Source organism: Pseudomonas sp. LTJR-52, from assembly GCF_003691465.1.
Taxonomy (GTDB): Bacteria; Pseudomonadota; Gammaproteobacteria; order Pseudomonadales; family Pseudomonadaceae; genus Chryseomonas; species Chryseomonas luteola.
In genome coordinates this window covers 4,035,157-4,049,877 of record NZ_CP033105.1, presented here as the reverse complement: position 1 = coordinate 4,049,877, position 14,721 = coordinate 4,035,157, and the positions used below count along the sequence as shown (strand labels likewise).

Genomic DNA, 14,721 nt, shown 5'->3' with positions numbered 1-14,721 from the left:
CTGCATTGCTTAAGGAGTATTGCCATGCAGAATGACCAGAACCTGATCTGGATCGACCTCGAAATGACCGGCCTGGATCCGGATAACGATGTGATCATAGAAATGGCCACCATCGTGACGGACAGTGAGCTGAACACCTTGGCCGAAGGTCCGGTCATCGCGATTCATCAGCCGGACGAGATTCTGAACGGCATGGACGAGTGGAACACACGTCAGCACGGCCAGTCAGGCCTGACCCAGCGGGTCCGCGAAAGCACCATCAGCATGGCAGAGGCCGAGCGCCAGACCCTGACCTTCCTTGAGCAGTGGGTGCCGGCGCGCAAGTCGCCCATTTGCGGAAACAGCATTTGCCAGGACCGCCGCTTTCTTTATCGGTACATGCCGCAGCTGGAAGCCTATTTCCACTATCGCAACCTGGATGTTTCAACCCTGAAAGAGCTGGCGGCGCGATGGGCTCCTCATGTCCGTGATGGCGTAAAGAAGACCGGCAGTCATCTGGCATTGGACGATATCCGTGACTCCATTGAGGAGCTGCGCTACTACCGCAAGCATTTCATCAAGGTCTAGGCATAGCCGTGACGACCCAGCGCCCATTCCACATGTTCGCGTACAAGTGGGGATGGGTGTTGCTGGTGCACCTTTAGCGCCTCGACCACAGGAATGCTGGTAGGTGCATTGCCCAGCGCCACCGCCAGGTTGCGCAGCCAGCGCTCGTAGCCTGCCCGGCGCAAGGGCGAACCCTCCGTACGGCTTAGAAATTCGTCTTCCGTCCAACGAAATAGCGTCACCAGATCACTGTTGTCCAGGTTATGCCGTGGCTGGAAGTCCGGTTGCGCGGTGGGCTTGGCGAATCGGTTCCAGGGGCAGACAATCTGGCAGTCATCGCAGCCAAAGACCCGGTTGCCGATCAACGGGCGCAGTTCCTCGGGAATCGAGCCCTTGAACTCGATCGTCAGGTAGGAAATGCAGCGCCGCGCATCCAGTACATAGGGGGCAACGAACGCCTGTGTCGGACAGATATCCATGCAGGCGCTGCACCGGCCACAGTGATTGCTGGGATGAGGCTCATCGACAGGTAAGGGTAGGTCGGTAAAGAGTTCTCCCAGAAAGAAATAACTGCCTGCCTTGCGGTTGAGTACCAGCGTATTCTTGCCGATCCAGCCCAGGCCGGCCTTTTCCGCCAGCGCCTTCTCAAGCACAGGGGCGCTGTCGACGAATGCACGGTAGCCGAACGGGCCAATCGTGGCTTGAATACGTTCGGCCAGCTGTTGCAGCCGTTTGCGGATCAGTTTGTGATAATCGCGGCCCAGGGCGTAGCGAGAGATATAGGCGTGTGCAGGGTCCGCCAGTCGCTTCGCCATGTCGGTATCGCCCGGCAGATAATCCATGCGAAGCGAAACGATCCGTAGCGTACCCGGCACCAGTTCGTCCGGGCGCGAACGTTTTTGCCCATGTGCGGCCATATAGTCCATCTCGCCGTGATAGCCCGCGGCCAGCCAGCGCTCGAGGTACGCTTCGTGGTCGCCCAGCGCTACACCGGTAATGCCGGTCTGCTGAAAACCCAGCTCGCGACCCCATTCCTTGATGGAGGCTGCTAGCGTATCGAGATCGAGTGCGTAAGAAGACATGACGTGTTTAAGTTACTGACGAGAACCTATTTTGCCAGACCTTGGAGCTTGGTATCGCATGCACGACGAACTGCCGCTTTCCCTCTATAGCGCTGCGCAGGTACGAGCGCTCGACGCGCGTCTGATCGAATCGGGTACTTCCGGTTTCGAACTTATGCACCGTGCCGCGCGAGCCGCCTGGCGGTCCCTGCGTCAACGCTGGCCCGATGCGGGCGCACTGACTGTTTTTGCCGGGGGCGGTAACAATGGCGCAGACGGTTATCTAATCGCCTCGCTTGCTCAGCGGAGTGGCTGGCCGGTAAACGTGTATTACCTGAGCGACCCTGAAAAGCTCGAAGGCGATGCGGCCAAGGCATATATGGAGGCCAAGGGTACCGGTATCAACCCGGAGCCTTGGCGAGCGGGCGTAAAGCTGACAGGTGTTGTAGTGGACGCCATGCTGGGTACCGGCTTTTCCGGCGAGGTACGTGAGCCGTATGCCAAGGCCATCGAACAGATCAATAGCTGCGACCTTCCGGTCGTGGCCGTCGATATTCCCTCGGGGCTTAACGCTGATACAGGCTTTGTCAGGGGGCAAGCCGTCAAAGCCAACCTTACCATTACCTTTATCGGTCTCAAGCTCGGGCTGTTGACAGGCAATGGGCCTGACTACTGCGGCGATATCGAGTTTGCCGCCTTGGTTGAGGAACCCCAGAACCCTGCCGATGCCATGGCGCAACGCCTGGCGCCCCGTAATCTGCCCAAGCTTAAGCCGCGCAAGCGCAGCTCGCACAAGGGTAACTTTGGCCATGTGTTGGTCATTGGAGGGGATGAGGGCACTGGCGGCGCTGCGCTCATGACCTCCGAGGCAGCGCTCCGCTGCGGCGCCGGCATGATTTCCCTGGCTACGCGACCTTCGAATGTGGCGCCTGTGCTGGCACGTCGACCTGAAGTGATGGTGGCAGGTGTCGAGTCCGCGGGCAAAGTGATGGCCCTGGTAGAAAAGGCCGATGTCCTGGCCGTTGGGCCTGGTCTGGGGCAGGGCGCTTGGAGCCGCAGCGTAATCAGCGTGGCGGCGTCCCGCGAGATACCTCAGGTATGGGATGCCGATGCACTCAACCTGCTGGCCAGCCAGGCGGTCACCAAGCCCAGGGGCGAGTGGATCATGACCCCTCACCCAGGTGAGGCTGCGCGCCTGTTGCGCAGCGATATTGCCACGATTCAGAGTCGACGCCCGGCCGCAGCCCGAAAGCTGGCGGAGCACTATGGCGCAGTGGTGCTGCTCAAAGGCCTCGGGACCCTTATTGCTGCGCCGGATGGCCGCATGGCGCTCTGCGGGCGTGGTCACCCGGCGATGTCTACCGGTGGCGCAGGCGATGTGCTCACAGGCATTATTGCCGCCTTACTGGCACAACACCTCTCGGCGTTCGAGGCCGCCTGCCTGGGCGCCTGGCTACATGGCCGGGCGGGAGAGCTGCTGGGGCAGCATGGCCGAGGGCTGGCTGCCAGTGATTTACCTGATACCGTTCGTCAGCTTTTAGAGAGTTACAATCCATGTCTGCAGTAACGCCTTCGTGCGAGACGATAACCCTGTTCGCGCCTGACGAGGACGCCATGACAGCCTTGGGCAGCACAATAGCCCAGGCCAGCGGCGGCCGTGGAACGCTTTATCTTCACGGAGATCTCGGAGCCGGCAAGACGACCTTGTCACGCGGCATCGTGCGGGGTCTAGGCCATACAGGTGCGGTCAAGAGCCCTACCTTTACGCTGATCGAGCCGTACGAAATCGGTGAGATCCGGGTCTACCATTTCGATCTGTATCGTCTGGCTGATCCGGAAGAACTCGAGTTCATGGGAATCCGGGATTACTTCACCGGTGATGCCCTTTGTCTGATCGAATGGCCTGAACGGGGCATGGGTCTTTTGCCAAAGCCGGACCTGGACATTACCATTACGCCGCATGCGGGCGGCCGTAACGTGCAGTTGGTTTTTCAAGGCTCACATGGTGATGCCTGGCGTGCCGCCCTATCCACAGGAGTTTGATGCAAATGGGGTGGGGGAAGCGTGTACGCCTGGGATGGGCAACGTTGGGAGTCATTTTGTGTTGTCTGGCCAGCCAGGTGTTGGCGGCGTCAGATATCAAGGATATGCGTGTCTGGCGTGCGCCGGACAATACGCGCCTGGTATTCGATCTGTCAGGGCCGGTCAAAGCCAATGTCTTTACTCTGACGTCGCCCAACCGGATCGTCATTGATGTCAGCGGAGCCAAACTGGCGACCAAGCTCAACGAGGCTCGCCTGAAGGGTACACCGATTACCGGACTGCGCTCGGCCCAACGCTCAGCCGACGAGCTGCGCATGGTGCTCGATGTATCCCAGCAGGTTACGCCCAAGAGCTTTACGCTTGCGCCTAATCAGCAGTACGGGAATCGCCTGGTAGTCGATCTGTTCGATCAGGGCGCGGACCTGTCATCTGATATTCCCGCGACGCCTACGCCGGGTGAGCCATCTGCGCCGGTAACCCCTGCGCAGCCCAAGGTCACCGTGCCGGCTGGTCCCTCTGGCAAGCGCGACATCATTGTAGTGATCGACCCTGGTCATGGCGGTGAAGACCCTGGTGCAATTGCCAAGGGTGGCGGCCTTTATGAAAAGAACATCACGTTGGCCATCGGGCGAAAACTGCAAGCCCAGATCAACAGCATGAAGGGCTTCAAGGCCGAGCTGACCCGTACGGGTGACTATTACATCCCCTTGCGCAAGCGTACCGAGATAGCGCGTAAGAAAGGGGCTGATCTGTTTGTGTCCATTCATGCCGACGCAGCGCCCAACCGAACCGCCTCGGGTGTATCGGTATTTGCGCTTTCTCAGCGGGGCGCCACGTCTGAAACAGCGCGCTGGCTGGCAGACACTGAAAACAGCTCGGACCTTGTGGGCGGGGTGGGCAGTGCTCTGGACAACAAGGATCAGATGCTTGCCGGTGTTTTGCTGGATCTGTCCATGACCTCTACCATGTCCGCAAGTCTGGATGTTGGACAGAAGGTTCTGGCCAACATCGGGCAACAGACCAAGCTCCTGCATAATCGCGTGGAGCAGGCTGCCTTCGTGGTGCTGAAATCGCCGGATATTCCTTCAATCCTGGTTGAAACTGGGTTCATCTCGAACCCGACCGAGTCCGTCAAGCTTGCAACGGCCTCACATCAGGAATTGCTGGCACGGCAGATCCGCAGCGGTATTTCCACGTACTTCCAGAAGAGTCCGCCGCCAGGTACATACCTGGCCTGGCTACGTGACCAAAAAGCACAGCAAGTGGCAACCGGCTCGCGCTAAAATAGCGAGATGCCTACGCCATAGCGGTTCGAATCGGCCGGCTGCCACTGCCTCGGGCAGCGCGGCCGGTTTCGTTTTGGCACTGCTTTCCATTCGACTCTCAGACCAGCCTGGCTAATTCCATGACTGAACTTCGTCGTATTCAACTGCTCAGCCCACGTCTGGCCAACCAGATTGCCGCCGGCGAGGTGGTTGAGCGCCCGGCCTCGGTAGCCAAGGAACTGTTGGAAAACAGTCTGGATGCCGGGGCACGCCGTATCGACATCGATGTCGAGCAGGGCGGTGTCAAGCTGCTGCGAATCAGGGACGATGGTAGCGGTATTCCTTCTGACGACCTGCCTCTGGCGCTGGAGCGCCATGCGACCAGCAAGATCTATAACCTGGATGAACTTGAGCATGTCATAAGCCTGGGATTTCGAGGAGAAGCGCTTGCCTCTATCAGCTCGGTCTCGCGTCTGACCCTTACATCACGCCACCAGAATGCCGACCAAGCGTGGCAGGTCGAGACCGAAGGGCGAGAAATGCACTCGACGGTCAAGCCGGCCGCGCATCCGCAAGGCACCACGGTTGAGGTGCGCGATCTTTTCTTTAATACACCGGCGCGCCGTAAATTCCTGCGTTCGGAAAAAACTGAATTCGACCATCTGCAGGAGGTTATCAAGCGCCTGGCCCTGGCCCGCTTCGACGTAGGGTTCAATCTTCGCCACAACGGCAAGAGCATTCTAGCCCTGCGTGAGGCTACGGATGACCTTACCCAGGCCCGCCGTGTCGCGGCGGTTTGTGGGCCGAATTTTCTGGAGCAGGCCCTGCCTATTCAGAATGAGCGCGGCGAGCTGCGCCTGTGGGGCTGGGTCGGCATGCCGACTTTCTCTCGCAGCCAGGCGGACCTGCAGTATTTCTACGTGAACGGTCGCATGGTGCGCGACAAGCTGGTTGCGCATGCTATCCGTCAGGCCTATCGCGATGTCCTCTATAACGGGCGGCACCCTGCATTCGTGTTGTTTCTCGAACTCGACCCGGGTGTGGTGGATGTGAACGTACATCCCACCAAGCATGAAGTTCGCTTCCGGGATACGCGGATGGTGCATGATTTCCTTTACGGCACCTTGCACCGTGCGCTGGCCGATGTGCGTCCGGACGATCAGGTGACGGCACCGGCATCGGCTGTTACCGTGCCGCCTCGCGCCACAGGCTCCGCTGCAGGAGAGTTTGGTCCTCAAGGTGAGATGAGCCTGGCGGCGCATGCACTGGAAAGTAGCCAGCCTGCGCCTGCATCGTATCGCATCGAACCGGCCATGCCGGAAGCATCGCCACGGCCAGCTGCTGGCGGTGGTTCTGGCGGGAGCTACGGAGGCTCCGGCAGCTATTCGCCCAAGCCGGCATACCCTACCCAGAGTGTGGCCGAGTTGCAGGGAGCGTACCAGACCTTTTTTGCTCCGTTGCCTTCTGCGGCCAGTAGCACAGGAGCTGCGCCAGCTGCCTTGCCGGAAAGCCAGGGTGATATTCCTCCATTGGGCTATGCACTGGCTCAACTCAAGGGCATTTATATCCTGGCGGAAAATGCTCACGGTCTGGTGCTGGTCGACATGCACGCCGCCCATGAGCGTATTACCTATGAGCGTCTAAAGGTTGCCATGGCCAGCGAAGGCCTGCGTGGACAGCCACTTCTGGTGCCTGAGTCATTGGCGGTCAGCGAGCGGGAGGCCGATTGTGCAGAAGAGCATGCCCAATGGTTTTCCAAGCTGGGTTTTGAGCTGCAGCGGCTAGGGCCGGAAACCCTGGCTATCCGACAAATACCTGCGCTGCTGAAACAAGCCGAAGCGGGTGATCTGGTTCGAGATGTTCTAACAGATCTCTTAGAGTACGGCACGAGTGATCGTATCCAGGCGCATATCAACGAACTGCTGGGCACCATGGCCTGTCACGGCTCCGTCAGAGCCAACCGGCGTTTGACAGTGCCTGAAATGAACGCTTTGCTACGGGATATGGAGATCACCGAGCGAAGCGGCCAATGCAATCATGGTCGACCCACATGGACGCAGATGGGCCTTGATGATCTCGATAAATTATTCCTGCGTGGCAGGTAATCGACGTTGCATGACGCGGCGTCGACTTTCATGAGAGTTTCCATGTCTTTTCCACCTGCCATTTTTCTGATGGGACCTACAGCCTCCGGCAAGACCGATCTAGCCCTTGAGCTTGCCAAGGTTCTGCCGTGCGACTTGATCAGTGTCGACTCGGCGCTGGTGTATCGCGAGATGGATATCGGTACGGCTAAGCCCTCGAAAGCACTTCTGGAGGCTTTTCCCCATCGTCTGATCGACATCCGCGAGCCCAGCGAGACCTATTCGGCGGCTGATTTCTGTGCTGATGCCCGTCAGGCAATGGCAGACATCACGGCGGTAGGGCGTATTCCTCTGCTGGTAGGCGGCACCATGCTGTATTTCAAGGCACTTCTTGAGGGGTTAGCGGACATGCCCAGCGCCGATCCAACCATTCGTGCCGAAATCGAAGCCGTTGCGGCAGAGCAGGGGTGGGGTGAGGTTCATCGGCAACTGGCAGAGGTTGATCCTGAGTCAGCGGCGCGCATCCATCCCAATGACCCCCAGCGCCTGACCCGTGCACTGGAAGTGCATCGCGTCAGCGGAATGACGATGACCGAGCATCGGGAGCGTCAAAGACAAGGAAATGCAGATTCCGACGCGCCGTTTGTCGCACATTTCCCGTATACTGCCGTTCATCTGGCTATTGCTCCTCAAGAGCGTGCGCTGTTGCATGCGCGAATAGCCCAGCGTTTCCGCCACATGCTGGAACAGGGCTTTGTCGATGAGGTCTCACGTCTACGGGCGAGAGGTGATTTGCAGCCTGAACTACCCTCCATGCGTGCCGTAGGCTACCGTCAAGTATGGGAGTATCTGGACGGCGGAATGAGTTACGACGAAATGACAGAGCGCGGCATTATCGCTACGCGTCAGCTGGCTAAACGGCAGCTTACCTGGCTACGCAGCTGGGGCCAGCTACAGTGGTTAGACAGTATGGCCCGTGACAATGTGTCGCGTGTCTTGAAAAGCCTTAAGGCGGTCTCCATATGCAGTTGAGTCTCAAGAAGAACCACGCCGGTGATGGCGAACCTTCTGACCTTGCAACAAACGAATCTTTTACCTTTGAGGAGAGCGGCACAATGTCAAAAGGGCATTCGCTACAAGACCCTTACCTGAATACTTTGCGTAAGGAACGCGTTCCAGTTTCCATTTACTTGGTCAATGGCATCAAGTTGCAAGGTCAGATCGAGTCCTTTGATCAGTTCGTCATCCTGCTGAAAAACACTGTCAGCCAGATGGTTTACAAGCACGCAATCTCAACGGTAGTTCCTAGTCGTCCTGTTCGTCTGCCTAGCAGTGATCAGCCGGCTGAACCCGGTAACATGTAAATAGGAGTCGCCTTTGTTCTTTGAACGCCCGGGTGGTGGTGAACGGGCCATTCTGGTCCATCTCGAAGGCCAAGATCCTGAATCCCGCGAGGATCCTCAGGAGTTCCAAGAACTTGCGCGCTCTGCTGGCGCTGACACGGTGGCGATGGTTACCGTGTCGCGACATCAGCCTTCTGCACGTTTTCTCATCGGTACCGGCAAGGTCGATGAACTCCATGACTTGGTGAAGGCCGATGAAGCCGAACTGGTCATTTTCAACCATACCCTTACGCCCAGTCAGGAGCGCAACCTCGAGCGCGCCCTGGAGTGCCGGGTGCTTGATCGTACTGGGTTGATTCTCGATATCTTTGCCCAGCGTGCTCGAACCCATGAAGGTAAGCTTCAGGTTGAGCTGGCACAGCTTGAGCACATGAGTACTCGTCTGGTGCGTGGCTGGACCCACCTTGAGCGACAAAAAGGTGGTATCGGTCTTCGAGGGCCGGGCGAAACACAGCTCGAGACGGACCGTCGCCTTTTGCGTGTTCGTATCCGTCAGATCAAACAGCGCCTTGAAAAGGTACGCAGTCAACGTGAGCAGGCCCGAAGAGGGCGGCGACGTGCCGAAGTTCCAGCGGTATCGCTTGTTGGCTATACCAACGCTGGCAAGTCTACGCTATTCAACACCCTGACCTCTTCCGAGGTCTATGCAGCGAATCAGTTGTTCGCGACGCTGGATCCTACATTGCGTCGTCTGGAACTGGCTGACCTGGGACCGGTGGTACTGGCTGATACTGTGGGTTTCATCCGACATCTGCCACACAAGCTGGTTGAGGCGTTTCGCGCCACGCTGGAAGAATCAAGCAACGCGGATCTGCTACTGCATGTGATCGATTCTCACGAAGAGGATCGCATGCTGCAAATCGAGCAGGTGAACGTCGTGCTGGAAGAGATCGGTGCTAACGAGATTCCCATGCTGGAGGTCTATAACAAGATCGACCTGCTTGAGAATGTCGAGCCGCACATCCAGCGCGACGAGGAAACTGGTCGTCCGATCAGAGTTTGGGCTTCTGCTCGGGAAAACCGGGGCTTGGAACTGATTCGTCAAGCTGTGGCCGAATTGTTGGGCGACGACCTGTTCGTAGGTAAATTGCGGCTGCCTCAGGCTATGGGACGTCTGCGTGCGCTATTGTTCAGTCAAGGTGCTGTACAGGAAGAATCGCATGACGAAGAAGGGTATACGGTGTTGTCAGTACGTTTGCCTCGTGCAGAACTTAATCGTCTCGTCAGTCGTGAAGGTTTCAAGCCGGATGACTTCGTGGCGCAACATACTTTGCAATAAAGCCTTTATCGACGTTTTTGGTCCGGGTGCCCGGCATCCGGTAGCATTGGTCGGCGCGCCAACCGGCGCGTTTTCGCTTTAGTCAGTAGGGAGAGCGCTATGGCTTGGAACGAGCCGGGTGGCAACTCAAATAATCAAGACCCCTGGGGCGATCGCCGTGGCGGTGGTAATGGTAATGGTGGCGGCCGTCAAGGTCCACCGGACTTGGATGAAGCGCTTCGTAAGCTGCAGAACAAGCTGAATCGCTTGTTTGGCGGTAAAAAGCGCCCGGACTCCAGCGGGGGTAACCGCCAGGCGGGCAGCAGTGCGGGTCTGATTTTAATCGGCTTGGCCTTGCTGTTTGGCTTGTGGCTATACAACGCTATTTATGTCGTTGACGAGCAGGAGCAAGCAGTTGTGCTGCGCTTCGGCAAGTATTACGAAACGGTAGGTCCTGGCCTGAATATTTATTTCCCTCCAATGGATCGCAAGTTCCAGGAAAACGTTACGCGTGAGCGTGCGTATAGCAAGCAGGGGCAAATGCTGACTCAGGACGAGAATATCGTCGAGGTACCGCTGACCGTTCAGTACAAGATTACCGATTTGGAGTCCTTTGTATTAAACGTGGATCAGCCGGAGCTCAGTCTTCAGCATGCTACTGATAGTGCTCTGCGTCATGTGGCTGGCTCTTCGACCATGGATCAGCTGCTGACATCTGGCCGTGAGCAGGTCGCAGGTGAGGTGCGTGAGCGCTTACAGCGTTTCCTGGATACCTACAAAACAGGTATTACGGTAACTCAGGTAAACATCCAAAGTGCTGCTGCACCTCGCGAGGTTCAGGAAGCATTTGATGATGTTATTCGTGCACGTGAAGACGAGCAGCGTGAGCGTAACCAAGCCGAAACTTATGCTAACGGCGTGATTCCCGAGGCGCGTGGTCAGGCTCAGCGTTTGATTGAAGATGCCAATGGTTACCGTGAGGAGGTCATTGCACGCGCTCAGGGTGAAGCAGATCGCTTTAATAACTTGGTAGCTGAGTATGAGAAGGCACCTCAGGTAACGCGCGAGCGTCTGTATCTTGAGGCTATGCAAGATATGCTGAGCCAATCGAGCAAGGTTCTGATCACAGCACAGGGCGGTCAGAATAATATGCTCTATCTGCCGCTAGATAAGATGGTGCAAAACCGTCCTGCCGAATCGAGTGATTCATCGACCTCGCCTTCTTCAGGCAATAACAGCTCGAATAATCCTTCGCCATCGGTAAGGGCTTTGCCGCAGCTGCCTGAAGTACGGACAAGGGAGAGCCGCTGATGAGTAACAAGTCTATCGCCGCTCTGGTTGTAGTGGTCATTCTAGGAATATTTGCCTGGAGCAGCCTGTTTATCGTTCAGCAGACCGAACGTGCAGTTATGTTGCAGTTTGGTCGTGTAGTAGATGCTGACCTTAAGCCTGGTTTGCATTTCAAGCTGCCCTTTGTAAACAAGGTGCGTAAGTTCGATGCCCGTCTTATGACGCTAGACTCTCCAACACAGCGGTTTTTGACCTTGGAAAAGAAAGCTGTGATGGTTGATGCCTATGCCAAATGGCGTGTCTTTAATGCTGAACGTTTCTATACGGCAACCTCAGGTATGAAGCAGATTGCCGATGAGCGTCTGATGCGTCGTTTAGAAGCCGGACTGCGTGATCAGTTTGGTAAGCGCACTTTGCATGAAGTGGTTTCTGGCGAGCGTGATGCCATGGTGGCCGAGTTAACAGGTTCACTTAACAAAATGGCTAATGCAGAGCTAGGCATCGAAGTGTTAGATGTTCGAGTCAAGGCTATTGATCTGCCGAAAGAGGTGAGCCGTAGCGTCTATGAGCGTATGGGTACTGAGCGTGAGCGTGAAGCGCGTGAGCACCGTGCCAAGGGACGTGAGCTGGCTGAAGGTATTCGTGCAGATGCAGATCGTCAGCGTCGCGTCATTCTGGCGGAAGCCTATCGCGAGGCAGAAGAAACACGAGGCGATGGTGATGCTCGTGCTGCTGCGATCTATGCCCAGGCTTATACAAAAAACCCTGAGTTCTACTCTTTTACACGTAGCTTGCAGGCTTATCGCAACAGTTTCTCTAATAAGAGCGATATCTTAGTGATGGATCCGAAGAACGAGTTCTTCAAATACTTGGGCGATCCAACCCCGTAAAAAGGTTGGCGGGCGCTCGTCGCCCGCCGCTGACCTTTTTGTATTTCGTGGTATCATGAGTCAGCCGGGAACATCCCGGCTTTTTTGCGTCTGCATGAACCATTGCATGGCGGCGAGGTTGTATCACGGGGATAGCTTAGGCGATCTACCGTCGCTGCGCGCTTTGCTCGCTACTGTACCGTGCTCTGTGCGGCAGGTTTTGCCTGCGCGTGCATAAGGTCTTCATGACAGGCTGCCGCTCGCATGATGGAGAAAGGCTAAATGGCAACGGTAGACCGCTGGCTGCTGCCTGACGGAATTGAAGAAATCCTGCCTCCCGAGGCTGCCAGCATCGAGATCGCGCGTCGACGGGTGTTGGAGTTGTTTCAACAGTGGGGATACGAATTTGTCGTAACGCCCCATGTCGAGTTTCTGGAGTCGTTGCTGACGGCGGCGGGCCAGGATCTGGAGCTGCGCACCTTCAAGGTAACCGATCCGCTGTCGGGGCGCCTGATGGGATTCCGCGCTGATATCACACCCCAGGTCGCTCGAATGGATGCCCATGCGTTGCATAGGGAAGGCCCGAGTCGCCTGTGCTATGCCGGCAGTGTCCTGCATTCCCGTCCGCGCGCGCTGTCTACGTCGCGCAGTCCGATTCAGATCGGGGCTGAGTTATATGGTGCCAAGGACACAGCCGGTGATCTTGAAATCATCAGCCTGATGCTGGGTGTGCTTGAACTGGCTCAAATCCCAGATGTGCACATGGACCTTGGACATGTCGGAATCTATCGTGGTTTGTGCGAAGCGGCGGGCCTATCCGGCGCAGCAGAAGAGGCGCTTTTCGATGCGCTGCAGCGCAAGGCGGTAGATGAAGTTATTACCCTGACTCAAGAGCTTCCTGCGCCTTATGGCGACATGTTGCGTAGCCTGGTTGAGCTGTGCGGTGGGCGTCAGGCCCTGGAGGCTGCGCGTCAGCGCCTGGCGGAAGCGCCGCCTGCCGTTGTCTCTGCCCTGGAGGCGCTGTGCTCTCTTGCTGATACGTTAGCTCAACGGTTTCCAGATGTTCCGCTGTATTTTGATCTGGGCGAGCTGCGTGGGTATCACTATCACACCGGCGTTGTTTTCGCGGCGTTTGTCCCAGGTAGCGGTCAGGCTATTGCTCAAGGGGGGCGCTACGACAATATCGGCGCGAATTTTGGCCGGGCACGCCCGGCAACAGGCTTTTCTACCGATCTGAAAACATTGGTTATGCTGGGTCAGGCGGAAATGACCGAGCCGCTAACAGGTATCTGGGCACCTCATGGCGAGGATGCTCAGCTATGGAATGCGATTCGCCAGTTACGTTCAGGCGGTGAGCGCGTGGTGCAGGCGTTGCCTGGCCAGGCGGATTCGGATGCGCGCGAGTCGGGCTGTGACCGACAGCTGACGTGGCAGGATGGAAGTTGGCAGGTGGCGCCCCTGGCGTCGTGAGAGTTCGCCGGGTTAGCCGGCTCCAGAGATTCCTATAGGGGAAAGGTTATGGGTAAGAATGTCGTCGTCCTGGGCACCCAATGGGGTGATGAGGGCAAAGGCAAAATTGTCGATCTGTTGACTGATCAGGCGGCAGCGGTTGTTCGTTACCAAGGTGGCCATAATGCTGGGCATACATTGGTTATCGATGGTGAAAAAACTATTCTGCGATTGATTCCGTCCGGTATTTTGCGTGCCGACACACAGTGCCTGATCGGTAACGGCGTGGTGCTGGCGCCGGATGCACTGTTCAAGGAAGTTGCCGAGCTTGAGGCGAGAGGCGTTCCGGTTCGTGAGCGACTGCGTATCAGTTCGGCCTGCCAATTGATTCTGCCTTATCACGTGGCGCTTGATCAGGCGCGCGAAAAGGCCCGAGGTGATGCCAAGATCGGAACAACCGGTCGCGGAATCGGCCCGGCTTATGAAGACAAGATTGCCCGTCGCGGCTTACGCGTAGGTGATCTGTTCCATCCTGAGCGCTTCGCTCAAAAGCTGAGTGAGGTGCTGGAGTATCATAACTTTGTGCTGCAGAACTTCTTCAACGAGCAGCCTGTTGATTTCCAGAAGACCTATGATGATGCGATGGAGCACGCCAAGGTGCTCAAGCCGCTGATGTTGGATGTAGTGTCGCGTTTGCACGAGCTGCGTAGAGCCGGCGAGAACATCATGTTCGAAGGGGCTCAGGGTACGCTGCTGGATATCGATCACGGTACTTATCCATTTGTTACCAGTTCTAACACCACGGCAGGCGGTGTAGCGACGGGTTCTGGCGTAGGGCCTTTGTACCTGGATTACATCCTTGGAATCACCAAGGCCTATACCACGCGTGTAGGTTCCGGTCCGTTCCCAACGGAACTGTTTGACGAGACTGGCGCTTATCTGGCCAAGAAAGGTCATGAGTTTGGTTCGGTAACAGGTCGTCCGCGTCGTTGCGGTTGGTTCGATGCAGTCATCCTGCGTCGCTCTATCGAGGTAAACAGCATTTCTGGTCTATGCCTGACCAAGCTGGACGTTCTCGATGGTCTGGAAACCGTGCGTATCTGTGTAGGTTATCGCAATGCTGAAGGCGAGCTGACCGAAGCGCCGACCGATGCTGACAGCTATATCGGCTTGGAGCCTATCTATGAGGAAATGCCGGGCTGGTCCGAGTCTACCGTAGGTGCTCGCAGCATGGATGAGCTGCCTGCAAATGCGCGTGCTTATATTGCGCGTATTCAAGAGCTGGTTGGTGCGCCTATCGATATTATCTCGACAGGCCCTGACCGCAACGAAACGATTACGCTTCGTCATCCGTTTGCCTGATCTGATCGGGTAGATAGAAGGGAGGGTCGCTTAGGCGGCCCTTTTTTATAGGCGCCAGTAAAAGCAACTGAGAAGGGGAGGGAATTAAAAA

General features: G+C 56.9%; 13 protein-coding genes. 12 read left to right on the top strand and 1 reads right to left on the bottom strand.

From position 1 onward, the window contains the following. The first annotated feature begins 24 nt into the window (after positions 1-24). On the top strand, positions 25-567 hold the full coding sequence (gene orn / locus EAW52_RS18845; RefSeq protein ID WP_122043578.1) for an oligoribonuclease: 543 nt from the start codon (positions 25-27) through the stop codon (positions 565-567). Here the strand turns inward: orn and queG are convergent. Then, a complete protein-coding gene (gene queG / locus EAW52_RS18840) occupies positions 564-1,628 on the bottom strand; it encodes a tRNA epoxyqueuosine(34) reductase QueG (protein WP_122043577.1) in 1,065 nt (354 codons plus the stop codon). The two genes, orn and queG, sit on opposite strands and share 4 nt — an antisense overlap. Positions 1,629-1,686: 58 nt before the next feature. Here queG and EAW52_RS18835 point away from each other — a divergent pair, with 58 nt between their 5' ends. The 11 genes from EAW52_RS18835 to EAW52_RS18785 all read left to right on the top strand — a co-directional run bounded on the left by EAW52_RS18835 (position 1,687) and on the right by EAW52_RS18785 (position 14,630). Then, positions 1,687-3,174: an NAD(P)H-hydrate dehydratase gene (locus EAW52_RS18835; protein ID WP_122043575.1), complete on the top strand. Its 1,488-nt coding sequence runs from the start codon at positions 1,687-1,689 to the stop codon at positions 3,172-3,174. Beyond that, entirely contained in the window at positions 3,162-3,650 is a 489-nt protein-coding gene (tsaE, locus tag EAW52_RS18830; protein ID WP_122043574.1) for a tRNA (adenosine(37)-N6)-threonylcarbamoyltransferase complex ATPase subunit type 1 TsaE, read from the top strand. The genes EAW52_RS18835 and tsaE overlap by 13 nt, the downstream gene beginning before the upstream one ends. Before the next feature lie 5 nt (positions 3,651-3,655). Further along, the gene (locus tag EAW52_RS18825; RefSeq protein WP_010796918.1) at positions 3,656-4,933 is read left to right on the top strand and encodes an N-acetylmuramoyl-L-alanine amidase; all 1,278 of its coding nucleotides are present in this window, start codon (positions 3,656-3,658) and stop codon (positions 4,931-4,933) included. 122 nt (positions 4,934-5,055) lie between these two features. Further along, complete coding sequence (gene mutL / locus EAW52_RS18820; protein ID WP_122043572.1) at positions 5,056-7,020, top strand: DNA mismatch repair endonuclease MutL; 1,965 nt, start codon at positions 5,056-5,058, stop codon at positions 7,018-7,020. A gap of 42 nt (positions 7,021-7,062) precedes the next feature. Beyond that, the gene (gene miaA / locus EAW52_RS18815) at positions 7,063-8,031 is read left to right on the top strand and encodes a tRNA (adenosine(37)-N6)-dimethylallyltransferase MiaA (protein ID WP_122043570.1); all 969 of its coding nucleotides are present in this window, start codon (positions 7,063-7,065) and stop codon (positions 8,029-8,031) included. An 83-nt stretch (positions 8,032-8,114) separates the two neighbouring features. Beyond that, positions 8,115-8,363, top strand: coding sequence for an RNA chaperone Hfq (gene hfq / locus EAW52_RS18810; RefSeq protein WP_026003896.1), 249 nt, complete (start codon positions 8,115-8,117; stop codon positions 8,361-8,363). Positions 8,364-8,376: 13 nt separating this feature from the next. Then, positions 8,377-9,681, top strand: a complete 1,305-nt coding sequence (gene hflX, locus EAW52_RS18805; RefSeq protein ID WP_122043569.1) for a ribosome rescue GTPase HflX — start codon at positions 8,377-8,379, stop codon at positions 9,679-9,681. Positions 9,682-9,780: 99 nt separating this feature from the next. After that, positions 9,781-10,971, top strand: coding sequence for an FtsH protease activity modulator HflK (hflK, locus tag EAW52_RS18800; protein WP_122043568.1), 1,191 nt, complete (start codon positions 9,781-9,783; stop codon positions 10,969-10,971). Further along, the gene (gene hflC / locus EAW52_RS18795) at positions 10,971-11,840 is read left to right on the top strand and encodes a protease modulator HflC (protein ID WP_122043567.1); all 870 of its coding nucleotides are present in this window, start codon (positions 10,971-10,973) and stop codon (positions 11,838-11,840) included. The genes hflK and hflC overlap by 1 nt, the downstream gene beginning before the upstream one ends. Positions 11,841-12,101: 261 nt before the next feature. Further along, on the top strand, positions 12,102-13,289 hold the full coding sequence (locus EAW52_RS18790; RefSeq protein WP_122043566.1) for an ATP phosphoribosyltransferase regulatory subunit: 1,188 nt from the start codon (positions 12,102-12,104) through the stop codon (positions 13,287-13,289). A gap of 48 nt (positions 13,290-13,337) precedes the next feature. Beyond that, on the top strand, positions 13,338-14,630 hold the full coding sequence (locus EAW52_RS18785; RefSeq protein ID WP_122043564.1) for an adenylosuccinate synthase: 1,293 nt from the start codon (positions 13,338-13,340) through the stop codon (positions 14,628-14,630). The last annotated feature ends 91 nt before the right edge of the window (positions 14,631-14,721 follow it).